21 protein-coding genes, 1 tRNA gene and 1 pseudogene are annotated in these 22,306 nt (G+C 68.3%); 13 read left to right on the forward strand and 10 right to left on the reverse strand.

What is annotated here, in order from left to right:
* Positions 1–84 precede the first annotated feature (84 nt).
* Entirely contained in the window at positions 85–1,179 is a 1,095-nt protein-coding gene (galE, locus tag ACT9F5_RS00830; RefSeq protein WP_445118067.1) for a UDP-glucose 4-epimerase GalE, read from the forward strand.
* Here galE and ACT9F5_RS00835 read toward each other — a convergent pair.
* The 7 genes from ACT9F5_RS00835 to ACT9F5_RS00865 all read right to left on the reverse strand — a co-directional run bounded on the left by ACT9F5_RS00835 (position 1,110) and on the right by ACT9F5_RS00865 (position 8,043).
* On the reverse strand, positions 1,110–2,897 hold the full coding sequence (locus ACT9F5_RS00835; protein ID WP_445118068.1) for a sulfatase-like hydrolase/transferase: 1,788 nt from the start codon (positions 2,895–2,897) through the stop codon (positions 1,110–1,112). The two genes, galE and ACT9F5_RS00835, sit on opposite strands and share 70 nt — an antisense overlap.
* A 79-nt stretch (positions 2,898–2,976) precedes the next feature.
* Positions 2,977–3,831, reverse strand: coding sequence for an alpha/beta fold hydrolase (locus ACT9F5_RS00840; protein WP_445119456.1), 855 nt, complete (start codon positions 3,829–3,831; stop codon positions 2,977–2,979).
* A gap of 4 nt (positions 3,832–3,835) precedes the next feature.
* Entirely contained in the window at positions 3,836–4,648 is an 813-nt protein-coding gene (gene thiD / locus ACT9F5_RS00845; protein WP_445118069.1) for a bifunctional hydroxymethylpyrimidine kinase/phosphomethylpyrimidine kinase, read from the reverse strand.
* 108 nt (positions 4,649–4,756) lie between these two features.
* A complete protein-coding gene (locus ACT9F5_RS00850; protein ID WP_445118070.1) occupies positions 4,757–5,434 on the reverse strand; it encodes a DUF1275 family protein in 678 nt (225 codons plus the stop codon).
* A 3-nt stretch (positions 5,435–5,437) separates the two neighbouring features.
* Positions 5,438–6,835, reverse strand: a complete 1,398-nt coding sequence (locus ACT9F5_RS00855; protein WP_445118071.1) for a PhoH family protein — start codon at positions 6,833–6,835, stop codon at positions 5,438–5,440.
* A 123-nt stretch (positions 6,836–6,958) separates the two neighbouring features.
* Positions 6,959–7,432: a redoxin domain-containing protein gene (locus tag ACT9F5_RS00860; RefSeq protein ID WP_445118072.1), complete on the reverse strand. Its 474-nt coding sequence runs from the start codon at positions 7,430–7,432 to the stop codon at positions 6,959–6,961.
* A gap of 11 nt (positions 7,433–7,443) precedes the next feature.
* The gene (locus ACT9F5_RS00865; RefSeq protein ID WP_445118073.1) at positions 7,444–8,043 is read right to left on the reverse strand and encodes an ACT domain-containing protein; all 600 of its coding nucleotides are present in this window, start codon (positions 8,041–8,043) and stop codon (positions 7,444–7,446) included.
* 160 nt (positions 8,044–8,203) lie between these two features.
* Here ACT9F5_RS00865 and dapA point away from each other — a divergent pair, with 160 nt between their 5' ends.
* Entirely contained in the window at positions 8,204–9,106 is a 903-nt protein-coding gene (gene dapA, locus ACT9F5_RS00870) for a 4-hydroxy-tetrahydrodipicolinate synthase (protein ID WP_445118074.1), read from the forward strand.
* 16 nt (positions 9,107–9,122) lie between these two features.
* Complete coding sequence (locus tag ACT9F5_RS00875) at positions 9,123–9,758, forward strand: hypothetical protein (RefSeq protein ID WP_445118075.1); 636 nt, start codon at positions 9,123–9,125, stop codon at positions 9,756–9,758.
* Between the two features lie 181 nt (positions 9,759–9,939).
* Here ACT9F5_RS00875 and fdxA read toward each other — a convergent pair whose 3' ends face one another.
* The gene (gene fdxA / locus ACT9F5_RS00880) at positions 9,940–10,263 is read right to left on the reverse strand and encodes a ferredoxin FdxA (RefSeq protein ID WP_445118076.1); all 324 of its coding nucleotides are present in this window, start codon (positions 10,261–10,263) and stop codon (positions 9,940–9,942) included.
* 102 nt (positions 10,264–10,365) lie between these two features.
* A tRNA-Glu gene (locus ACT9F5_RS00885) sits at positions 10,366–10,441 on the reverse strand.
* Positions 10,442–10,550: 109 nt separating this feature from the next.
* Between ACT9F5_RS00885 and pcnB the strand changes: the two genes are divergently transcribed.
* The 6 genes from pcnB (at position 10,551) to pgi (ending at position 16,143) form a co-directional block, all read left to right on the forward strand.
* On the forward strand, positions 10,551–11,891 hold the full coding sequence (gene pcnB / locus ACT9F5_RS00890) for a polynucleotide adenylyltransferase PcnB (RefSeq protein WP_445118077.1): 1,341 nt from the start codon (positions 10,551–10,553) through the stop codon (positions 11,889–11,891).
* Complete coding sequence (folK, locus tag ACT9F5_RS00895) at positions 11,888–12,424, forward strand: 2-amino-4-hydroxy-6-hydroxymethyldihydropteridine diphosphokinase (protein WP_445118078.1); 537 nt, start codon at positions 11,888–11,890, stop codon at positions 12,422–12,424. Before pcnB ends, folK begins: the two co-directional genes overlap by 4 nt.
* Before the next feature lie 7 nt (positions 12,425–12,431).
* On the forward strand, positions 12,432–13,259 hold the full coding sequence (gene panB, locus ACT9F5_RS00900; RefSeq protein ID WP_445118079.1) for a 3-methyl-2-oxobutanoate hydroxymethyltransferase: 828 nt from the start codon (positions 12,432–12,434) through the stop codon (positions 13,257–13,259).
* A 9-nt stretch (positions 13,260–13,268) separates the two neighbouring features.
* Positions 13,269–14,117 (forward strand): pantoate--beta-alanine ligase, encoded by an 849-nt coding sequence (gene panC / locus ACT9F5_RS00905; RefSeq protein WP_445118080.1) that lies wholly within the window; start codon positions 13,269–13,271, stop codon positions 14,115–14,117.
* A gap of 95 nt (positions 14,118–14,212) precedes the next feature.
* Positions 14,213–14,593, forward strand: coding sequence for an aspartate 1-decarboxylase (gene panD / locus ACT9F5_RS00910; protein ID WP_445100158.1), 381 nt, complete (start codon positions 14,213–14,215; stop codon positions 14,591–14,593).
* Positions 14,594–14,607: 14 nt separating this feature from the next.
* Positions 14,608–16,143: a glucose-6-phosphate isomerase gene (pgi, locus tag ACT9F5_RS00915; RefSeq protein ID WP_445118081.1), complete on the forward strand. Its 1,536-nt coding sequence runs from the start codon at positions 14,608–14,610 to the stop codon at positions 16,141–16,143.
* Positions 16,144–16,241: 98 nt separating this feature from the next.
* Here the strand turns inward: pgi and queG are convergent, their stop codons facing one another.
* Positions 16,242–17,342, reverse strand: coding sequence for a tRNA epoxyqueuosine(34) reductase QueG (gene queG / locus ACT9F5_RS00920; RefSeq protein ID WP_445119457.1), 1,101 nt, complete (start codon positions 17,340–17,342; stop codon positions 16,242–16,244).
* Positions 17,343–17,456: 114 nt separating this feature from the next.
* Between queG and ACT9F5_RS00925 the strand changes: the two are divergent.
* From ACT9F5_RS00925 to mutL, 4 genes and pseudogenes are all read left to right on the forward strand, one after another.
* Positions 17,457–18,272, forward strand: a pseudogene (locus tag ACT9F5_RS00925) (NAD(P)H-hydrate dehydratase); the annotation flags it as partial.
* Positions 18,269–18,751 (forward strand): tRNA (adenosine(37)-N6)-threonylcarbamoyltransferase complex ATPase subunit type 1 TsaE, encoded by a 483-nt coding sequence (tsaE, locus tag ACT9F5_RS00930; protein ID WP_445118082.1) that lies wholly within the window; start codon positions 18,269–18,271, stop codon positions 18,749–18,751. The pseudogene ACT9F5_RS00925 and the gene tsaE, both read left to right, overlap by 4 nt.
* A gap of 88 nt (positions 18,752–18,839) precedes the next feature.
* Positions 18,840–20,378: an N-acetylmuramoyl-L-alanine amidase gene (locus tag ACT9F5_RS00935; protein ID WP_445118083.1), complete on the forward strand. Its 1,539-nt coding sequence runs from the start codon at positions 18,840–18,842 to the stop codon at positions 20,376–20,378.
* A 91-nt stretch (positions 20,379–20,469) separates the two neighbouring features.
* Entirely contained in the window at positions 20,470–22,305 is a 1,836-nt protein-coding gene (gene mutL / locus ACT9F5_RS00940) for a DNA mismatch repair endonuclease MutL (RefSeq protein WP_445118084.1), read from the forward strand.
* Position 22,306: the final 1 nt, after the last annotated feature.

Raw genomic sequence — 22,306 nt, forward strand, 5'->3', positions numbered from 1 at the left:
CGTCGTGCGGTCCCGCGGCCGGCTGCCGGTTACTGGCCGGATCGCCGTTGGTATCGATCGGGATCAAGCACGAAGGGGGTGGCCATGCATGTGCTGGTAACCGGCGGCGCCGGTTTCATTGGTGCGCATGCCTGCGTCGCGCTGGCGGCACGCGGGCACCGGGTGTCGATCGTGGACAACTTCGCCAACAGCTGCCGTGGCGTGCTGCCGCGGCTGGCGCTGCTGACCGGGTCCGCGGTCGACTGTCGTTGCCTGGACATCCGTGACCGCGCCGCGCTGGCGGAACTGTTCGCGTCGACCCGGTTCGACGCGGTGATCCATTTTGCCGCGCTCAAGGCGGTCGGTGAATCCTGCGAGCGTCCGCTGGAGTATTTCGACAACAACATCTGCGGCACCGTCAGCCTGCTGCAGGCGATGTCGGCGGCTGGCGTGCGCCGGCTCGTGTTCAGCTCGTCGGCCACCGTGTACGGCACGCCGGAAGCGGTGCCGGTGCGCGAGGACGCGCGGCTGGACGTGACCAATCCGTATGGCCGGACCAAGCTGGTCAACGAGCAGCTGGTCGACGACCTGTGCCGGTTCGATCCGGCATTCGCGGTGGCCAACCTGCGCTACTTCAACCCGGTCGGTGCCCATCCTTCGGGGCTGATCGGCGAGGACCCCGGCGGCATCCCGAACAACCTGATGCCGTACGTCTGCCAGGTCGCGGCCGGGCGCCGCGCGTGCCTGCGGGTATTCGGCGGCGACTATCCGACGATCGACGGCACCGGCGTGCGCGACTACATCCACGTGGTCGACCTGGCACGCGCGCACGTCGACGCACTCGAGTACCTGATGGACACCGGGCGCCCGCTGACGGTCAACCTGGGTACCGGGCGTGGCATCAGCGTGCTGGAGTTGCTGCGCGCCTTCGAATACGCCTCGGGGCGTCAGATCCCGCACGAGATCGTCCACCGTCGTCCCGGTGACGTGGCCGAGGTGTATGCGGACCCGTCGCTGGCGGCACGCGTGCTGGGCTGGAAGGCCGAACTCGGGCTGGATGCGATGTGCCGCGACGCGTGGCACTGGCAGTCGCTCAACCCGGATGGCTACCTGTCGCGGACGCGCCCGGGTCAGCGGGTGGCCGCGTCCGCGCGTCCGCCGGTGACCGCGGGCGCCGACGCGGTACTGCGGGGGGGCTGAGACCCATCCGGACCAATGCTGTTCCACACCGGCGCCCGGCCGAACCGGACGAAATAGGTCGACAGGAACCGCTGTCCCTCCGCATCGAGGGTCGACAGCAGGTCGGGCTCGAAACCCCGGGCGGGCGTGAGCTGGTCGCGCGGGAACCCCATCAGCCACAGCAGGGTGGGGTGCAGGTTGAACAGGCTGGCCTTGTCGTGGTTGCGCCTCGCGGCCTCCCCGAGCCGCCGCGCCAGCCCGGGGTGCCCGGTGATGGTGGCCAGCGGCACCGTCCCCTCGTCCGCGTCGGCCGGGCCGATGGTGCAATGGGTCTGCCGACGTGGCTCGCCTTCCTCGTGGAAATTCTGCCCGTGGTCGGCGGTGTAGACGATCAGGACATCGTCCAGCGGCAGCGATGGCAGTACCTCGTCGAAGAACCGCCGGGTGTTCCAGTCCAGGCAGTTGCGATAGCTGTTAAGCATGCGCTGGCGGTCGCCGCCGATCGTGGCCAGCGCGATATCCGGGTCGCCCTCGTTGCCGAAATAGGTGCGTGCCATCGTCGGTGAATAGCGTGCCTGCCCGGCCGGATACTTGCCCTCGTAGGGGAAGTGGCAGCCCATCTTGTTGACCAGGATGAAGCTGGGTTCGGCGCGCGACAGTGCCTCGCGCAACCGCCGGCCGGCCCGCACGTCGCGCTGCGCGATCGGGGTCGTGCGATCCAGTTGCACGAAGGCGTCGATGTCCCTTGTTTCCTCCGGCGTCATCAGGTTCTGCAGCCGTCCGCCGTGGCGTTGGGCATCGATGTAGACCGTGCGGTAGCCGGCGCGCCGGGCGTACTGCCAGATCGACGGCTGGACCTGGAGGTCGCGCAGGTAGTCGTCGCGGCCGACCCCGAACCGCATGCTGGCGTTCGAGGTGGTCGAGCAGTTGGCGATCGAGGAGGCGATGCCGAAGTTCGACACCACGCCGGCGGCGGATTGCAGCCCGGTATCCACGCCGTCGTCGGAATTGAGGTCAAGGAACCGGCCGTGCACGCTCTCGTCGATGACCACCGCGATATGTCGGAGCGGCGATGCCAGCCCCTCGGGTACCAGCGTCACCGGGCGACGTGGTTCCGGCCCCTGGGCAGTGGCCTGTTCGGCGGCCAGGACAACGGAGAACGCCGGGGCGGTGTACTGCCCGGGCATCCCGTTGGAGCCTTCCCCGCCACGGACGTGCACGATGGCGGCGATGGCCAGCACCGGCACGCACTGCAACAGTCCCGGCGCGTACCCCATCCATTTCCGCCAACCGTGCGCTGGTCGGTCCTGCAGCAGGAACGGGGGCATGTTGATCGCGACCACGCCGAGCAGCGACCACGCCAGCGCGGAAAGGATCGGGGCGGCATGGAACCCGGCCAGGTTCCCGGCAAACCCGACCAGGCCGAGCAACTGCTCGAAATCCAGCAGCCCGAGGGCTCGTCCGGTGATTCCCACGTGGGCGAGGTGCGCGGTGCCTGCGCAGAAAATCAGTACGCTCCAGCAAACCCTTGCCAGCGGTCGGGCAAGGAACGCGAGCGCCAGCAATGCCATGCCGGCCAGCACCCATATCGCCAGGAACACCAGCAACGCCGGCTGCAGGCCGATGTCCGCGATGCGTTCGCGCAGCAGCGGATTGATGCCCAGCATGAACGCCCCCAGCAGGAGCGCCTTGATGGCGGGCAATGCGACGTTGGCCGTCGTCCCTCGCGTGGATTCCACGATCGCCTCTGGATGAGCGCGCGCGTCACCGGGTACAACGCGGCTTGCCGGTGCGATCGGTCCCGCGTGGGCCGGACCCTCAGTCCGGAGACGGCACCAGCGCGCTGGCGACGGCTCCGGGCTGCTTCATCCACGCGAAATGATCGGCCGTGGTGCCGAGCAATCCGGAATCGATCCGGGCAGTGGTGGACGTCGCCCGTGGCATCTTGCCGAGCAGGAGCCGCAGCGAGGATTCCGGCGCAAGCCAGTCCCGGGCGAACACCACCGCGCGGATGTCGACTTCGACGCGGGCCATGGCGGCTTCCAGGTCGACCTCGATGCCGGTGGCGGCGTAGCGACCACTCAGCGCGGTGCGGGCCCAGTCGCGGATCAGGCCGCGGGCTTCGGTGCCGCCGAAGCCGATCCGGTGGCCGGGCAGGGCGCCGCATCGATCGGCCAGCCATGGCAGGAACCGGTAGGCCAGAGGCAGCCAGTGGCGGGTTGGCTGCGGGAATGCGCGCCAGTAAGGCGATCCGCTGGCGACCAGCCACAGCCGGTTGGCAAAGCCGGGCGCCATGCCCAGCCGGCAACTGGCGAGCTGCCCGCCGAGGCTGTGGCCACCGATGATGCGCGGAGCACCCATGCTGCCGTTGTTCGCCAGGGCGTGGCGTACGCCGTCTTCGCTTGCGGGAAGGTCGAGCTGCAGCAGTTCGCGATAACCCCAGTCCTGCCGCCGGCCCGCGCGCAGGCTGCTGCTGCCGTGGCCGCGCCATTCGTGCACGAACACCGCGATGCCGCGTTCCGCCAGCGATTCGGCGAAGGTTTGGTAGTGGCGTGCCGCGACGCCGAGCGCCGGCAGCCACAGAAGCGCCGCGGTCGGCTCGGGCGGCAGGCAGGCACGCAACCGGTGGCCGTGGCCGTCATCCGACCGCAGCGCGATCTCGAATGAACGCATCGGCTCAGCCCCGGCCAGCGCCGAAGTGGTCGAGTACCACCACGTCGCCATGGCCCGGTCGGTAGCCGCCGAGCAGGGCGCGGTGCACGTAATCGGCGGCATCGTGGCACGCCGCCGGCAACGCCTTGCCCAACGCGAGGTTCGCCGCCATCGCGGAGGCGAGGGTACAACCCGTGCCGTGGGCATCCAGTTGCAGGCGCGGATGGCTGATCGGGTGGATTCCGTCGGCGGTGGCCAGCAGGTCGACCACGTCGCCGTCACCGGGCAGGTGGCCGCCCTTGAGCAGCACCGCGATCGCCCCGCCGGACAACAGTTCCTCGCAGGCCCGTCGCATCGCGTCCCGGTCATTGATCGGGTGGCCGAGCAACAGTTCGGCTTCCGGCAGGTTCGGGGTGAGCACGCTGCACAGGGGCAGCAGCCGGCTTCGCAATGCATCGACGGCGGCAGCCTCCAGCAGCCGCGCGCCGGAGGTCGCCACCATCACCGGATCGAGCACCACATGGGCGGGCGCGTAATGCTCGAGCGCGTCCGCCACGACATGGGTGACCTCGGCGTTGGCCAGCATGCCGAGCTTGGCCGCGACGACGCGGAAGTCATCGAAACAGGCATCCAGTTGTGCACGCAGGAAGCCGACATCGGGCACGTGCACCGCGGTCACGCCGCGGGTGTGCTGGGCGGTCAGCGCCGCGATCGCGCTGAGTCCGTGCACGCCATGCGCGGCGAATGTCTTGAGGTCGGCCTGGATGCCGGCACCGCCGCCGGAGTCGGAACCGGCGATGGTGAGGGCGCTGGGTGGGCGGAGGTCGATGGGGTTCATGGATGCATTGTCGCCGAACGCGGTAGGCTGCTTTTTGTAGGAGCGGCTTCAGCCGCGATCGGGAATCGGCGCGGGCATCCAATCATCCGATCGCGGCTGAAGCCGCTCCTACAAGAGCCCGGGGTCGCGTGGGGTTAGCTGACGGTAGGCGAAATAGCCCAGCCCGGTGCAGCCGGTCAGTGCCGCCGGCAGGTACAGAGCGGCGTAGCCGATCCGCGCGAACAGCAACGCGCCCACGACGCCACCGATGAAGAAGAAGCTAATGACCAGCGAACACAACGCCAGCCGGCGCCGCGCCATTGGCAACCCGCGCAGCGCATGGCCGAGCATGATGCCCAGGTCGGTGAACATCCCGCTGACATGCGAGGTGCGTACCAGCGCGCCGCTGTAGGTGGTCGCCATCGCGTTCTGCAGGCCGCAGGCCGTCGCCGCGAGGATCGGCCCGGCCAGGTGCTGCTGGCGGAACAGCGGGATCGCCGCCAGCAGCATCAGCGACTCGATGGTCAACGCAACGCCGTAGCGACGGCCGAGCCGCAGCGTGCTGTCCTGCACGATCAGCCCGCTGAGCATCGCCCCGGCCACGAACGCGGCCAGCATCGCCGCCAGACCGATCGCGGTGTCGACGTCGCCACCGACCAGCGCGGCGCCCAGCAGCGAGGTGTTGCCGGTGAGGTGGGTCACCGCCTGCTGCTGGAAGCCGAGGAAGCCGACCACGTTGACGATGCCGGCCACGCTGGCGAGCGCGGCCGCACCGACCCACACCCACGTGGCCAGCCGTTCGGCCACCGGTTACAGCACTTCCGAGGCGTAGTCCGCCAGTCGCGAACGCTCGCCGCGACGCAGGGTCACGTGCGCGCTGTGCGGCCAGTTCTTGAAGCGGTCGACCGCGTAGGTCAGGCCGGACGTTGTCTCGGTCAGGTACGGCGTGTCGATCTGCTCGACGTTGCCCAGGCAGATGATCTTGGTGCCCGGGCCGGCGCGGGTGATCAGCGTCTTCATCTGCTTGGGCGTCAGGTTCTGCGCCTCGTCGAGGATCAGCCAGCGGCTCAGGAACGTGCGCCCGCGCATGAAGTTGAGCGAGCGGATCTTGATCCGCGAGGCGAGCAGGTCGTTGGTCGCCGCGCGGCCCCAACTGCCGCCTTCCTGGTTGTGGGTGAGTACCTCGAGGTTGTCGGTCAGCGCGCCCATCCAAGGCGTCATCTTTTCCTCTTCGGTGCCGGGCAGGAAGCCGATGTCCTCGCCGACGCTGACCGTGGCGCGGGTCATGATGATCTCGCGGTAACGCTGCTGGTCCATGGTCTGCGCCAGGCCCGCCGCCAGTGCCAGCAGTGTCTTGCCGGTGCCGGCGGTGCCGAGCAGAGTGACGAAGTCGATCTCCGGGTCCATCAGCGCGTTGAGCGCGAAGTTCTGCTCGCGGTTGCGCGCGGTGATGCCCCAGACCGAGTGCTGGCTGTGGCGGTAGTCATCGACGATCTGCAGCGTGACCTTGTCGTCGGTGACTTTCGCGACCTTGAGTTCGGCTTCGTCGTCGCCGGGCAGGTACAGGTACTGGTTGGGATACCAGTCGTCGTCCTGCACCCGCGAGATCTCGTAGTAGGTGCGGCCCTTGTCGGTCCAGGACTTCAGGTCCTTGCCATGGCGCTTCCAGAAATCCTCCGGAAGCTCGGTGGCGCCGGTGTAGAGCAGGCTGAAATCGTCCAGCGCGCGGTCGTTCTCGTAGTCTTCCGACACGATGCCGGCGATCGCGGACTTGATCCGCAGGTTGATGTCCTTGGACACGAACACCACGGGGACGTCGGGCTCGGCGTCCTTCAGCGCAAGGATCGCGCCGAGGATGGCGTTGTCCGGCACCACCGCGCCGAAGCGCTTGCCGGCGTCGAAGTTGTCGGTCTGGAAACGCAGGCTTCCCGCGCTTTCCTGGCCACGCAGCTTCAGGCCACTGGGCGGCACCAGCGGGATGCCGGTCTGGATCCTGTCGGTGCCCGCGGCCTCGACCAGCTCGTTGAGGAAGCGGCTGACCTGGCGCGCGTTGCGGCTGGCTTCGGTGGTGCCCTTCTTGCCGTTGTCGAGCTCCTCGATCACCTGCATCGGCAGGTAGACGTCGTGTTCCGCGAACTTGAACAGCGCCGTCGGGTCGTGCATCAGCACGTTGGTGTCGAGCACGTAGATCCGCTTGCTTCTCGTCATCGCGAGCTCCGATGTGGATGGATCATTGAGTTGGGTGCAACACGTGTGCGCCGGCGGTCACGCACGGCAAAGCCACCACATGCCCGCGAAGCGGGGTGGTGGGGTGGACTGGAACGGGTGGGGTCACTGCGTTGCCGCAGCCTTGAGTGCTTCGAGCACGGCGTCGGCATGGCCCGGCACCTTGACCGGTTGCCATGACCGCGCGATGACGCCCTCGGGGTCGATCAGGTAGGTGCTGCGCACGATGCCCATCACCTTGCGGCCATACATGTTCTTCTCGCGGATCACGCCGAAGGCGTTGCACAGGGCCTCGTCCTTGTCGCTGACCAGGTCGAACCTGAAACCCTGCTTCGCGCAGAAGTTCTGGTGCGACTTGACCGAATCGCGCGAAACCCCGAGCACGGTCGCACCGAGCTTGCGAAACTTGGGCAGCAGCGCGTTGAAGTCGTTGCCTTCGGTGGTGCAGCCCGGCGTGCTGTCCTTCGGGTAGAAGTACAGCACCAGCCACTGGCCTGCGTAGTCGCCGAGGGTGACGGTCTGTTCACTGGAAAGTGTCAGCGGGAGATCGGTGGGAACCTTGTCGCCGGTGTCGAGCATCTGTCGCGTCCTCAGAACTTCATCGGGTCCATGATGGCGTCGAGGTTGAGGTGGTCGCAGAACTCCAGGAAATCATCGCGGAGCGCGGCGATGTGCATGCTCGCCGGCACCCCGATGGTGACCTGCGCGGAGAACATGTCGGCACCGGTCTGCATCGCCCGGTAGCGCGAGCAGTGCAGGCTCTCGATGGTGATGCCCTGGCGGTCGAAGAAATCGGCCAGCTGGAACAGGATGCCGGGCTTGTCGGCCGCCACCACCTCGACGATGTAGGGCAACAGGTCGGATTGCACCTTCTTCTCGCCGGTGCGGTACCAGATCAGCTTGAAACCTTCCTCGCGCTCGAGCCGGGACAGCATCGCTTCGAGTTTTGCGATCGCATCCCAGGAACCGACCGCCAGCGCGGTCACCGAAACATCGCGGCCGACCGTCGACAGCCGCGCATCGACCAGGTTGCAGCCACTGTCGGCGATCCGTCGCGACACCGACAACAGTGGCGATTCCGGATGCGTCGTGTAGGCGTTGATCAGAAGGTGGTTTTCGTTCGGCGACGGTCGGGTACTGGAATCGGTCAAGACGGCGCCTGCATGGAGTGGACAACTGGCCCGGGACATGGCGTCAGGCCACTGGGCCCCGAGACTGAACGGCGGTCCGCGAACGGGCCGTGATTGAAAAGCAGCATACTTGCCCGTGCTTTCGGGCCGCAAGTAACATCGGCCCATCCGCAGCCTTGCACGCTGCTCCTCGATCGCGACCCCCGCAAAGGCTTCCGACTTGCGACTTTCCGGCAGTATCACCGCGCTTGCGACGCCGTTCGACGCCGATGGCGAGCTCGACCTGGACGCTTGGCACCGCCTGCTCGACATGCAATTGGAGGGCGGCACCGAGGCGGTCGTCGTGGCCGGTTCGACCGGCGAGGCGGCCGCGCTGTACGACGCCGAGTTCGACACCCTGCTGCGTACCGCGGTGGAGTTCGTCGCGGGCCGGGCGCCGGTGTTGGCCGGGACCGGATCGTCCAATACCGAAAAGACCATCGAGCAGACCCGACGCGCCGCCGCGATGGGCGCCGACGCCGCGCTGGTGGTCACGCCGCCTTACGTGCGGCCGACCCAGGCCGGCCTGGTCGCGCACTACCGCGCGGTCGCCGACGACGGTGCGTTGCCGCTGGTGCTCTACAACGTACCCGGTCGCACCGGCACCGACATGCTGCCGGATACGGTCGCTGCGCTCGCCGGCCATGCGCGCATCATCGGAATCAAGGAAGCCCGCAACGACGTCGAGCGGATGGATGCCTTGCTGGCGCTGAAGGATGACGGCTTCGTGGTGCTGACCGGCGACGATCCGACCGCCTGTCGCGCGATGCTGGCTGGCGCCGATGGCGTGGTGTCGGTGGCATCCAACGTGCTGCCGCGCGCCTTCCGGCGCCTGTGCATGCTGGCGCACACCGGCAAGCGCGACGCCGCCATGGGTTGGGATCAACGCATGGCCGGGATCTACGAGTTCCTCGGCGTCGAATCCAACCCGATCCCGGTCAAGGCACTGCTGGCGCGGCAGGGCATCGGCCATGGCGTGCGCCTGCCGTTGCTGCCACTCTCGCCAACCCATCACGACACCGCGGCGAAGATCGCCGCCACCATCCGCGAACTTGAAACCGCCTGCGACGCCGTCGCGGCCTGACCTGGAGACTTCCCCCATGCGTTCCACTATTTCACTGTCCCGTACCGCGATTGCCGGCGCATTGCTGGTCGCGCTGGTTGGCACCGCCGGTTGCAGCTGGTTCCGCAAGAGCAACGAGCTCTATGCGCAGGCCCCGGAAAACCGTCCACTGGAAGTGCCGCCGGATCTCGACCTGCCGCGTACCGGCGCGGCCGTGGGTGCTGCGCCCGGGTCGGTGACCGCTTCCGGTACGGTGGCGGCGGCATCCGCCACGACGGCGCCGCCGGCCGCGGACCCCGCCGCTGCGGGAACCGCGGCAGCCCCGGACGCCGTGGGCGCGGCGCCTGCCCCCGCGCCGGTGCCGCCTGCCGGTGCCGCCACGGCCAACCCGGCCGCAGCTGCTGCCGGATTCAACATGGCGGGCAGCCGCGACGAGGCATTTGCCCGGGTCGACACCGCGCTCGCCGGCATCGAGGGCGTGAGCGTGGCCAGTCGGGCGAAGCTGCTGGGCGTGTTCGACGTCAACTACCAGGACGTCAACTTCCTGGTCCGGGTCAGCGAGGTGGAGGCCGGCGCCTACGTGTCGGCGGTCGATCCGCGTGGCATGCCGGCCACCGATGCCGCGGCGGTGCAGTTGATCGCGCAGTTGCAGGCGGCGCTTGCCGGGAACTGAGAGCGCACAATCACCGCAGCGAAAACGGGCGCCAAGGGTGCCCGTTTTCGTTTGATTGCGGCCCCGCGTGCGGGCTCGCTGTTGTAGAAGCGGCTTCAGTCGCGATCTGGGACCGTTCGCTCGTGCCGACTCCCGATCGCGGCCGAAGCCGCTCCTACAAACGCTCCACAAGCGCGATTGTTCAGCGCTCCAGCAGCTCCAGCTTGCCCGGCTTGTCTTCCCAGTCCTTGGCATCCGCGGGGGCGTCCTTGCGCGCGGTGATCACCGGCCACTCCTTTGCCAGCTCGGCATTGAGCTGGACGAACGGTTCCTGCCCGCCGGGGACGTCGTCCTCGGGGTAGATCGCGTTGACCGGGCACTCGGGCTCGCACAGGGTGCAGTCGATGCATTCGTCCGGGTCGATCACCAGGAAGTTCGGGCCTTCGTGGAAGCAGTCGACCGGGCACACCTCGACACAGTCGGTGTACTTGCACTTGATGCAGTTCTCGGTGACGACGAAAGGCATGGATCCCGTTCCGGTGTTGGCCAGCCATGGATTGTAGCGATTCCAGGCGCGGGGCCGATAAAGAAAGAAGCCCGCACATTGCTGCGCGGGCTTCCGGATATATGGTGCTCCCTACGAGATTCGAACTCGTGTTTTAGCCTTGAGAGGGCCACGTCCTAGGCCTCTAGACGAAGGGAGCAGATTCCGCGCCGGACTCTCAACGCTACGCGGCCTGCTAGTATAGGGGGCTAATTTGCGCCCGGCAACGGGTATCCTTGAAAAAATTCCAACGCGGCGACGCCCGCTCGATGCCAGACCAGAAACCACTCCCCAATCCCGAGCTCCGGGTCATCCCGCGCGACCAGCACAACGTCTCGCGCAAGGACATCAGTCCCAATGCGCTCCGGGTGCTGTACCGCCTGCGCGACGCCGGGTTCTCGGCCTACCTGGTCGGCGGGGCGGTCCGCGACCTGCTGGTCGGAGGGAATCCCAAGGACTTCGACGTCGCTACCGACGCCACCCCGGAGCAGGTCCGCCAGCAGTTCCGCAACTGCCGCCTGATCGGCCGGCGGTTCCGCCTGGCCCACGTGGTGTTCGGTCGCGAGATCATCGAGGTCGCGACCTTCCGCGCCAATGTCGATGACGGCAGCGGCGATCGCGAGACCCACGAAGGCGGCCGCCTGCTGCGCGACAACGTCTACGGCACCATCGAGGACGACGCGGTCCGCCGCGACTTCACCGCCAATGCGCTGTACTACGCGATCGAGGATTTCTCGGTGCGCGATTACACCGGCGGTTTCGAGGATGTGCAGAACCGCTTGATGCGCCTGATCGGCGATCCGGAGACCCGCTACCGCGAGGACCCGGTGCGGATGCTGCGCGCGGTGCGGCTGTCGGCCAAGCTGCACTTCGAGATCGAAGCGGCGACTGCCGCGCCGATCCCGGTGCTGGCGCCATTGCTGTCCGAGGCGGCACCGGCGCGGTTGTTCGAGGAGTGCCTGAAGCTGTTCCTGTCCGGGCACGCCGTCGAGAGTTTCATCCGCCTCGAACGCCACGGCCTGCTGTCGGCACTGCTACCGGAAAGCGCCGCGGCGATGAAGGCCAACCGCAGCGGCGTGCTGCGCGCGATAGTGCTGGAAGGCCTGCGCGGCACCGACCTGCGGGTCGCCAACGACGAACCGGTGTCGCCGGCGTTCCTGTTCGCGCTGCTGTTGTGGCCGGCCTATTGCCGCGCGCTGATCGCGCTGCAGGCGCAGGGCGTGCATGCGGCCGAGGCCCAGCGTCGCGCGGCCGACCGGGTCACCGTGCACCAGCTCTCGATGGTCGCGCTGCCGCGCAGGTTCTCGCTGCCGATGCAGGAGATCTGGTTGCTGCAGTCGCGGTTCGCTTTGCGTCAGCCCAAGCGTGTATCGAGGATGCTCACCCACCCGCGATTCCGCGCGGCCTTCGACTTCCTGAGCCTGCGCTTGACCGCGTCCGACGAACACGCGGCGGATGTCGCGTTCTGGCGGGACATGCAGGCGCAGGCGGGTGACCCGGCGGATGACGGATTCGATCCGGATACAACGCCCGGGCGGGACGATGGCGAGGAACATGCCCCGCGCAAGCGTCGCCGCCGTCGCGGCGCGCCGGTGGCTGCCGGGGAATGAACGCCCCGGTGGTCGTCGCCTACGTCGGCCTCGGCAGCAACCTCGGCGACAGTGCTGGCATCCTGCACGCCGCGCTCGAATCGCTGGACCGGGCCCCGGGTATCCGGCTGGGTTGCGCATCCAGCCTGTACCGCACGCCGGCCTGGGGCATGACCGACCAGCCGGACTTCATAAACGCCGTCGCCATGCTGGAAACCACGCTGGCCGCCCAGGAACTGCTGGCGGCGATGCTGGACATCGAACGCGACGCCGGTCGTGAACGCCGCGGGGATGGCGCCGACCGCTGGGGCCCGCGCACGCTCGATCTCGACCTGCTGTTGTATGCCGACGCGGTCATCGACGAGCCGGGCCTGCGCGTGCCGCATCCGCACTTGCACCAGCGCGCTTTCGCCCTGCTGCCCTTGCTCCAGGTCGCTCCGGACGCATGGATCCCCGGCATCGGCGCGGCACGCGATGCGCTGGCGACGATTCCCAGCGACGACATCGAAGCGCTAACGTATGACGCTCCGCCGCCTCCCCACGCGGCCGGTTGACGCGCCCATGTACACCTCGACCCGATCCGCACCCACCGGCAAGCCCTGGACCGTCCCGATGCTGCGCGAGGCCAAGCAGGATGGCCGCCGGCTGGTGATGCTGACCTGCTACGACGCCGGCTTCGCGCGCGCGATTGACCAGGCCGGCATCGACCTGGTGCTGGTCGGCGACTCGCTCGGCATGGTCGTGCAGGGGCGCGACAGTACCTTGCCAGTCACGGTCGATGACATCGCCTACCACACCGCCTGCGTCGCCCGCGGCCTGTCGCGCGCGCTGCTGGTCGCCGACATGCCATTCCAGGCCGATGCTTCGCCGGAGCGTGGGATCGACGCGGCGACCCGGTTCCTGCAGGCCGGCGCCGGCATGGTCAAGATCGAGGGCGCAGGCCACAAATGCGAGGTGATCCGACATCTGGTCGAACGCGAGATCCCGGTCTGCGGGCATCTCGGGCTGACCCCGCAATCGGTACTGCGGCTGGGCGGCTACCGCGTCCAGGGCCGGGACGAAGCCGCCGCGGACAAGCTGCGCGCGGATGCGGTCGCGGTCGCCGAGGCCGGTGCCGAGCTGCTGGTGCTCGAATGCGTCCCGACGCCGGTTGCCGCCGCGATCAGCGCCGACCTCGACATCCCCACGATCGGCATCGGTGCCGGTCCGCAGTGCGACGGCCAGGTGCTGGTGCTGCATGACGCACTGGGCCTCGACAGCGGCCATCGTCGACCGAAGTTCGTCAAGGACTTCCTCGTCGAAGGCGGCTCGGTGGTGGGCGCGATGCAGGCCTATGCCGATGCCGTGCGCGACGGCAGCTTCCCCGACGCCGAACATTCCTACGCCTGACGACCCGCCATGATCGAAACCGTCACCGGACTGGCCGACCTGCGCGCGCGGGTCGCGGAGTGGAAGCGCGCCGCTCTGCGGGTCGGGTTCGTGCCGACCATGGGCAACCTGCATGCCGGGCATCACTCGCTGGTCGAACTGGCACGTGGGCATGTCGATCGGGTCGTCGCCAGCGTGTTCGTCAATCCGACCCAGTTCGGTCCCGACGAGGACTTCGCCCGTTACCCGCGGACTCCCGAGGCCGATGCCGAGGGACTGGATGCGGCCGGTGCGGACCTGCTGTGGCTGCCGTCGGTCGAGACCATGTACCCGTACGGGCCGGAAGCCACGGTGCGGATCCGGGTGCCGGTGGTGACGGAAGTGCTGGAGGGCGCGCACCGGCCCGGCCACTTCGACGGGGTCGCGACCGTGGTGGCGCGGCTGTTCAACCAGGTGCAGCCGGACCTGGCCGTGTTCGGACGCAAGGATTACCAGCAACTCGCGGTGATCCGCTACCTCGTGCGCGACCTGGCGTTTCCGGTCGAGTTGGTGGCCGCGCCGATCCTGCGGGAGGCCGACGGACTGGCGATGAGTTCGCGCAACCAGTACCTGTCAACGTCCGAACGCCCGGTGGCGGCGGGGATCCAGCGCTGCCTGCAGGCGATGCGCGAGGCCAGCCAGGCCGGCATGCCACCGGCCCGGGTCGAAGCCGAAGCCGCGAAACGGCTGGCGGGCGAGGGCTTCGAGGTCGACTACGCCGTCGTGCGCCGACCCGACCTGACCGAACCCGGGTCCGACGAAGATGGCCCGCGAGTGGCGCTGGTGGCGGCGAAGCTGGGTCGCACCCGGCTCATCGACAATCTCGAGTTCGTCCTCTGAAAAGCCGTTCCAACGCCGTTATGTTGCGCCGCGCCATGCGCTGATAAACTGGACACTTGTTGAACGCCCGCATGCCGCGGACGGAGTCGATCGAGATGCAACTGAACCTGTTGAAGGCCAAGATCCACCGCGCCACCGTGACCCACGCCGAGCTGCATTACGAAGGCTCCTGCGCGATCGATGGCCGGCTGCTCGATATCTCCGGCATCCGCGAGTACGAGCAGATCCACATTTACAACGTCAACAGCGGCCACCGCTTCGTGACCTACGCGATCCGCGGCGAAGAGGGCAGCGGCATCATCTCGGTCAACGGCGCAGCCGCCCACTGCGCGCAGCCCGGCGACCTGGTGATCATCTGCGCCTACGCCGAGTTCGACGAGGCCGAGGCGGCGAAGTACAAGCCGACCCTGGTGTACGTTGACGGAGACAACAAGCTGACCCATACCAATACCTCGATCCCGGCGCAGGCCGCCTGACCGGGTCAGGCCGGATGACGGTCACCGACCAACTGCGCCAATTGCGCGCGCACGCAGCCCGGCTGGCCGACCAGCCGATTGCTGCACTGTTGCGGGATGACCCGGCACGCGCCAGCGACATGGCGCTGCAGGTCGGTCCGCTGTACGCCAACTTCGCCCGCCAGCGCTACGACCGGGCCGCGCTTGATGCGCTGTTTTCGCTGGCCGGGTCGGCCGAAGCAGCCACACGCCTGGACGCGATGTTCGACGGTGAGCCGGTCAACGCGACCGAGCAGCGGTCGGCCTTGCACACGGTATTGCGCGGCAACCTGTCGCAATCCGCCACGGCGCGGGATGCGCATGTGCAGGCCCGCGCGGCCAACGAACGGATGCGTGCGGTGGCTTCGCAACTGCGGGCCAGCGGTGTCACCGACGTCGTCAGCGTTGGTATCGGCGGCTCCGACCTCGGCCCGCGGCTGGTGGTCGATGCCCTTGCGTCGCCGTCGGAGCAGGGCCTGCGGATCCATTTCCTGTCGAACGTCGACCCGGCGTCCGCGGGCGCGCTGATGGCGCAACTCGACCCGGCCCGCACCGCGGTGCTGCTGGTCTCGAAAAGTTTCGGCACCCAGGAGACCCTGCTAAACGGCCGGCTCCTGCGCGAGTGGCTGGGCGCGGGCGCATCCGGTGACGACGGCCGGCTGTACGCGATCACCGCCAATGTCGATCGTGCCCGGGAAGCGTTCGATATCCCGCCGGAACGCATCCTGCCGATGTGGGACTGGGTCGGTGGGCGCTATTCGCTGTGGTCGGCGGTCGGGTTCCCGATCGCGCTGGCGCTGGGAATGGACGGCTTCGAGGCGTTGCTTGGCGGCGCCGCCGAAATGGACGAGCACGTGCTGGGCGCGCCGCCGCGCGAGAACCTCGCGTACTGGCATGCCCTCACCGCGGTCTGGAACCGCAATGCGCTCGGACTGGCGACGCATGCCGTGCTGCCGTACGCCGACCGCCTGCGCCTGCTGCCCAACTACCTGCAGCAACTGGTGATGGAAAGCCTCGGCAAGTCCGTACGGGTCGATGGCGAGCGGCTTGCCAACGACAGCGTGCCGGTCTGGTGGGGCGGGGTCGGGACCGACAGCCAGCACAGTTTTTTCCAGGCGCTGCACCAGGGCACCCAGGTGGTGCCTATGGACATGATCGGCGTGATCGGCGCCGACCGCGACGCATCGGCCGGGACCGCCAACGCCGAAGCACTGCTCGCGAACCTGCTGGCCCAGTCCGAGGCCCTCGCCAACGGCCAGGGCAGCGAGGACCCGCACCGCGCGTACCCGGGCAACCGTCCGGGCACGATGTTGCTGCTCGATGGCCTGACCCCGCGTTCGCTCGGTGCGCTGCTGGCGATGTACGAGCACAGCGTGTTCGTGCAGGGTGTGATCTGGGGCATTAATCCGTTCGACCAGTTCGGCGTCGAGCTGGGCAAGCAGGTGGCCGACCGGTTGTTGCCCGCTGTACGCGGTGAAGCCGAAGCGGATGACCCGGTGACGCGCGAGTTGATCGGGCGGCTTCTCGGCTGATTGCCGCTGCGGGCACGATGCGGTCGTAGGAGCGGCTTCAGCCGCGATCGTGGAATGAGCGTGAGCGATCGAGCATCCGATCGCGGCTGAAGCCGCTCCTACAACGGCTCCGAGCCGTGGCGGGCCAGTGACCATTCGACGTGCTCGCGCACCACGGCATCCTCGATATCGCGTCGCGACTGCAATGCCGCCACGACGTCCGGCGTCGTCGGCGCATTGCCGAGCGCCACCGCGATGTTTCGCAGCCAGCGCGAATGGCCGCTGCGACGGATCGCCGAACCTTCGGTTCTCTGCAGGAATTCCGCCTCGGTCCATGCGAACAGCTCGACCAGGCTCGCCTCATCAAGATTGTTACGGGCGCGGAAATCCGGCTCGTCGGTGCGCCTGGCGAACTTGTTCCACGGGCACACCAGCTGGCAGTCGTCGCAGCCGAAGATGCGGTTGCCGATCGGCTCGCGCAGTTCGGTCGGGATCGGGCCTTCATGCTCGATCGTCAGGTAGGAGATGCAGCGCCGGGCATCGAGCCGGTTCGGTGAGGTGATCGCGCCGGTCGGGCAGATGTCGATGCAGCGCGTGCAGGTACCGCAATGCGAGGTCGCAGGCTCGTCGACCGGCAACGGCAGGTCGACGTAGATCTCGCCGAGGAAGAACCAGCTACCGCCGTCCCGGTCGATCAGGCAGGTGTGCTTGCCGATCCAGCCCAGCCCGGCGTTGCGGGCCAGTGCGCGCTCCAGCACCGGCGCCGAGTCGACGAACACGCGGTGTCCAAACGGGCCGACCACTTCGGCGATGCGCTCGGCGAGTTTCTGCAATCGCTGTCGCATGAGCTTGTGGTAATCGCGCCCGAGTGCGTAGCGGGCGACATAGGCGCGTGTACCGTCGGCCAGCGTCTGCCACGCCTCCTCGTCGTCGCGGCGGCCGTAGTCGAGCCCGACCGAGATCACCCGCAGAGTGCCCGGGATCAATTCGGCCGGGCGCGAGCGCATGTCGCCGTGGCGCGCCATCCAGTCCATCGAGCCGTACAGACCCTGCGACAGCCAGTCACGCAGGTGCGCCTCGTCGTCGCCAAGCTCGATGCCGCTGATCCCGCAGCGCTGGAAACCGGCCTCGCGGGCGAGCTCGCGGATGCGTTGCGCGAGCGCGACGGGATCGGTGGCGCCGGCTTCGTTCGCGCGCGGGTTTTCGGGGGTGTGCGGCAGCTGGTTCACGATGGCTGCAAGTATAGAATCGACGGCATGACCGCAGCCGTTCCATACGACATCCACGCCGCGTCCGGAAGCGACGCATCGGTCGAGTCGCTGCAGCCGCACGACCTGCGGCGCTGGCTTCATCCGCGGCGTCGCGACAGCCACAAGGGCGAGCACGGCCGGGTGTTGTGCATTGGCGGCGAGCGCGGCCACGGTGGCGCGATCCTGCTGGCGGCCGAAGCGGCGTTGCGTAGCGGGGCCGGGCTGGTCGACGTGGTGACCCGGCAGCCGCACGTCGCTGCACTTCTCGCACGATTGCCCGAGGCGATGGCACGCGGTCATTCCGACGATGCCGATGCGCTCGATGCCCGTTTCATAGACGCTGCCGATGTAATAGCGATCGGCCCGGGACTCGGAGAGGGCGCGTGGGGCGCGATGCTGCTGGCGCGGACACTCGCGGCAGGAAAGCCGGCCGTGTTCGACGCCGACGCCCTCAACCTGCTCGCCGGCGCGCCGCGATCGTTGCCGGCGGGATCGATCCTCACCCCGCATCCGGGCGAAGCCGGGCGACTGCTCGGGATCGATACCGCCGAGGTACAGCGCGATCGCCTCGGAGCCGCTCGCCGTCTCGCCGAACAGTTCGACGCGGTGGTGGTGTTGAAGGGAGCGGGCAGCATCGTCGCCGCACCTCGCCGTTCCCCGCGGTGGGTCGGTGCCGGCAACCCCGGCATGGCGGTGGGCGGCATGGGCGACGTGCTGACCGGTGTCGTCGCCGCGTTGCATGCGCAGGGGCTGGATGGGTTCGACGCCGCCAGTTGTGGCGCGCTACTGCACGCCGCCGCCGGTGACGCCGCCGCGCTTGAAGGAGGCGAGCGCGGTTTGCTGCCGACCGACCTGATGCCGTGGCTGCGTCGGCTGGCAAATCCGTGGAGTTCCGAATGAATCCATCGTCGCAATGGCTGGCCGACAGCACGCAGACCGATCGTCTCGGCCGCGCGTTGGCAGCAACCCGGCCGCCGCGCGCAGTAGTCCACCTGCAGGGCGACCTGGGCGCCGGCAAGTCGACGCTCGCACGTGCGTTGCTGCGGGCGCTGGGAGTGGCCGGTGCGATCCGCAGCCCGACCTACACCCTGGTCGAGCGTTACCCGCTCGCCACCGGCGGAGAGGCCTGGCACATGGACCTCTACCGCATCGGCGACCCCGGCGAACTGGAGTTCCTCGGTCTCGACACCGACGACGCCACGCTGTGGCTGGTGGAGTGGCCGGAACGCGGCGGTCAGGCCCTGCCGGCACCGGACCTGCAGATCGCCCTGGCGCTGGAAGGGGCCGGCCGCCAGGCCCGGCTCACCCCGCTGAGCGAGATCGGGCGCGGCTGGCTGGACCGACTCCTGCCGGAAGGCCCAGTTGCAGCCGACTCCTGAACGATTCCACAAGAAGGTCCGGCAGGTGTCGGATTCCTAAGGGAAAAAATGCTTGCAATAGTCGCGGGCTGGTGCTTGACTACGCCCCATGCGAGCCAAAGGCGCCACTTTCCAGAAATTTCTGCTCGGCGCCGCGCTGCTTTCCGCGCTGCTCTGGAACCTGGCGCACGCGAGTGAGGTCGAGGGCGTCCACCTGAGCACGGGCGCGACCGGTACCCGCGCCGAGATCGCGCTGGACAAGTCCGCCGAGTTCAAGATCATCAGCCTCGCCGGCCCCGACCGGCTGGTCGTCGATCTGCCGGCGTCATCGATCGCCGATGGCGTGCAGGTTCCGGCGGGCAGCGGAGTGGTCAAGGGCATCCGCACCGGCCAACCGGTTCCCGGCACGGCCCGCATCGTATTCGACCTGGGACAACAGGTCGCCGCACTCCGGCCACGGATCGAGCAGGGTGCCTCCGGCCCCCGCCTGGTGATCGAGTGGCCCGGGGATGGCAAGGCGCCCTCGGCCGTGGCCGCAAGTCCGGCGGTGGCCACGTCTGCGCTGTCCAGCGTCACGCCTGCCAGTTCTTCGCCGGCCAGCTCTGCGCCCGGCAAGTCTTCGCTGGACCAATGGACCGACCAGGCCGCGGCATCGTCGGCTGCGACCAGTCGGCTGATTTCGCAGATTACCGCCGGTAATGCCACGGGCGCGCCGGCAACCGTCCCGTCGCCGGCCGCCAGCGTGCCGACACCGCCGGTGCTGACGACCATCGCCACCGGCGTGCCCACCCGCATCGCCACCGGCCAGCCGGCACCCGCACCGGTCCAACCCGCGGTCGCGGACGCGCCGCCGGTCAAGACCATGCGCGAGTTGATGGACAGCCGTAACAACCGGCCGCTGGTCATCGCGATCGATCCCGGACACGGTGGCCAGGACCCCGGCGCGATCGGCAAGAACGGCACCCGCGAGAAGGACGTGGTGCTGCAGATCAGCAAGGAGCTGGCCCGGCAGATCAACGCCTCGCCCGGTCTGAAGGCCTACCTGACGCGCGACACCGACGTGTTCATTCCCTTGAACAAGCGAGCCAAGCTGGCGCGCGCGGCCAAGGCCGACATGTTCATCTCGATCCATGCGGACGCAGCGGAGAACCGCGGCGCCGATGGTTCGTCGGTCTACGTGCTCTCGCTCAAGGGCGCCTCGTCGCAGCGCGCACGCTGGCTGGCCAACAAGGAAAACTCGTCCGACCTGGTCGGTGGCGTGCGGCTGGAGCAGACCAGCAACACACTGGCCTCGGTCCTGATCGACCTGACCCAGAGTGGCCAGTTGAAGGCGTCGGAAGACGCGGCCGAGGAGATCCTCGGTGGGCTGATGCAGGTCGGCAACATCCACAAGCGCCACATCGAACGCGCCAACTTCGCGGTGCTGCGTACCTCCGACATGCCGGCGATGCTGGTCGAGACCGCCTTCATCTCCAACCCGGAGGAGGAGCGCCGGCTGCAGGATCCCGCGTTCCAGCGCAAGCTGGCCGGTGCGGTACTCGACGGGGTCAATACGTTCTTCACCCGCCAGCCCCCGCCGGGGACGATGTATGCCGCGCGCGCCGCTGCAACGGGTGGGCCACGGGGTGCCGCCGGCGGCAGTCCGTAGCGCCGTTGCAAACCGGTCGCAGGGTGCGGCAGGACGCATTCGCTTCGCTATGATGGCCAGTCCCGCCATCCAGCATGAGTCGCGTCGTTCCGTGTCGATCCGCCCGCTCCCCGACATCCTGATCAACCAGATTGCCGCCGGCGAAGTCGTCGAGCGCCCGGCCTCCGTGGTGAAGGAGCTGGTCGAGAACGCGTTGGACGCCGGCGCCCGGCGCGTCGATATCGACCTGGAGGAGGGTGGCGCGCGGTTAATCCGCATCCGTGACGACGGCGCCGGCATCGCCCCGGAAGAATTGCCTCTGGCGGTCTCGCGCCACGCCACCAGCAAGATCGCTTCGCTCGATGACCTCGAAGGCGTAGCCACGCTCGGGTTCCGCGGCGAAGCGTTGCCATCGATCGCATCGGTCAGCCGCTTCGTGTTGAGCTCGCGACGTGCGGATGCCGAGCACGGCTCATCGCTGGAGATCGATGGCGGACGGGTCGGCGAAGTCGGCCCACGTGCGCACCCGCGGGGCACCACGGTCGAGGTGCGCGACCTCTTCTTCAACGTGCCGGCGCGACGCAAGTTCATGCGTGCCGAGCGCACCGAACTGGGCCACATCGAGGAGTGGTTGCGGCAGCTCGCGCTGGCCCGGCCCGATGTCGAACTACGGATGTCGCACAACGGCAAGCCGTCGCGGCGATGGAAGGGCGACACCGACCTGCTGTCGGACGTGCGGCTGCACGAGACCCTTGGCGAGGAATTCGCGAAGAACGCCCTGCACGTCGATCACCAGGGCGCGGCGATCACCGACTTCGCGCAGCCGCTGCGCCTGCACGGCTGGATCGCGCAACCGTCCTACAACCGGGCCAGCACCGACCAGCAGTATCTTTACTGCAATGGCCGTTCGATCCGCGACCGCAGCATCGCCCATGCGGTGAAGCAGGCCTACGCCGACGTGCTGTTCCACGGTCGCCAGCCGGCCTACGTGCTGTTCCTCGAACTCGATCCGCGCCGGGTCGATGTCAACGTGCACCCGGCCAAGCACGAGGTCCGGTTCCGCGATTCGCGGCTGATCCATGACTTCGTCTACCGCACGCTGCAGGCGGCGCTCGCCGAGACGCGTGCCGGCTCCGTGCCGGCGCTTGCGCGTGACGAACCCGCCGCACAGTCGTCGCAATACCGCTGGTCACCCCCGCAGGCGCCGCTGGGTTTGCAGGTGGCGGAAGTACGCAACGGCTACGCCGCGCTGTACGGCGACACGGCCACGGCCTCGCGTTTGTCCGTGGACACTCCAGATGGATCGTTGGCCCCGGTCGCGCTGGCCGAGCGCCCGGCACTGCCCGACACCGATGACGGCACATTGCCGCCATTGGGTTACGCAATCGCGCAACTGCACGGCATCTACATCCTCGCCGAGTCGCGCGAAGGCCTGATCGTGGTCGACATGCACGCCGCACACGAACGTATCGGCTACGAGAAACTCAAGACCGCCCATGATGGCGAAGGCCTCCGCACCCAGCCCCTGCTGGTGCCGGCCACCTTGGCCGTGTCCGAGCGCGAGGCCGACGTCGCCGAGCGCGAAGCCGCGACCCTCGATGCGCTCGGTTTCGAAGTCACCCGGGCCGGCCCGCAATCACTGACCCTGCGCAGCGTTCCCGCATTGCTTGCCCACGGCGACGTCGAAGCGCTGCTGCGCGACGTGCTGGCCGACCTGCGCGAACATGGCGAGTCGCTGCGCGTGGCCGCCGCCCGCGATGAACTGCTGTCGACCATGGCCTGCCACGGTGCCGTGCGCGCGAACCGGCGCCTTACCTTGCCCGAGATGAATGCACTGCTGCGCGAAATGGAAGCGACCGAACGCTCCGGTCAATGCAACCATGGCCGTCCGACCTGGGCGCGTTTCACGCTGGCCGAGATCGACCGCTGGTTCCTGCGAGGACGCTGAC

It is taken from the genome of Lysobacter sp. F6437 (assembly GCF_052547215.1).

Bases quoted from the DNA above. Each gene is read 5' to 3' on its own strand.
- fdxA (WP_445118076.1), bottom strand. From the start codon at position 10,263: ATGCCTTTCGTCGTCACCGAGAACTGCATCAAGTGCAAGTACACCGAC.
- ACT9F5_RS00840 (WP_445119456.1), bottom strand. From the start codon at position 3,831: ATGCGTTCATTCGAGATCGCGCTGCGGTCGGATGACGGCCACGGCCAC.
- ACT9F5_RS00860 (WP_445118072.1), bottom strand. From the start codon at position 7,432: ATGCTCGACACCGGCGACAAGGTTCCCACCGATCTCCCGCTGACACTT.
- ACT9F5_RS00855 (WP_445118071.1), bottom strand. From the start codon at position 6,835: ATGACGAGAAGCAAGCGGATCTACGTGCTCGACACCAACGTGCTGATG.
- tsaE (WP_445118082.1), top strand. From the start codon at position 18,269: ATGAATCCATCGTCGCAATGGCTGGCCGACAGCACGCAGACCGATCGT.
- ACT9F5_RS00875 (WP_445118075.1), top strand. From the start codon at position 9,123: ATGCGTTCCACTATTTCACTGTCCCGTACCGCGATTGCCGGCGCATTG.
- pcnB (WP_445118077.1), top strand. From the start codon at position 10,551: ATGCCAGACCAGAAACCACTCCCCAATCCCGAGCTCCGGGTCATCCCG.
- ACT9F5_RS00865 (WP_445118073.1), bottom strand. From the start codon at position 8,043: ATGTCCCGGGCCAGTTGTCCACTCCATGCAGGCGCCGTCTTGACCGAT.
- panB (WP_445118079.1), top strand. From the start codon at position 12,432: ATGTACACCTCGACCCGATCCGCACCCACCGGCAAGCCCTGGACCGTC.
- panC (WP_445118080.1), top strand. From the start codon at position 13,269: ATGATCGAAACCGTCACCGGACTGGCCGACCTGCGCGCGCGGGTCGCG.
- thiD (WP_445118069.1), bottom strand. From the start codon at position 4,648: ATGAACCCCATCGACCTCCGCCCACCCAGCGCCCTCACCATCGCCGGT.
- ACT9F5_RS00935 (WP_445118083.1), top strand. From the start codon at position 18,840: ATGCGAGCCAAAGGCGCCACTTTCCAGAAATTTCTGCTCGGCGCCGCG.
- pgi (WP_445118081.1), top strand. From the start codon at position 14,608: ATGACGGTCACCGACCAACTGCGCCAATTGCGCGCGCACGCAGCCCGG.
- galE (WP_445118067.1), top strand. From the start codon at position 85: ATGCATGTGCTGGTAACCGGCGGCGCCGGTTTCATTGGTGCGCATGCC.
- folK (WP_445118078.1), top strand. From the start codon at position 11,888: ATGAACGCCCCGGTGGTCGTCGCCTACGTCGGCCTCGGCAGCAACCTC.
- panD (WP_445100158.1), top strand. From the start codon at position 14,213: ATGCAACTGAACCTGTTGAAGGCCAAGATCCACCGCGCCACCGTGACC.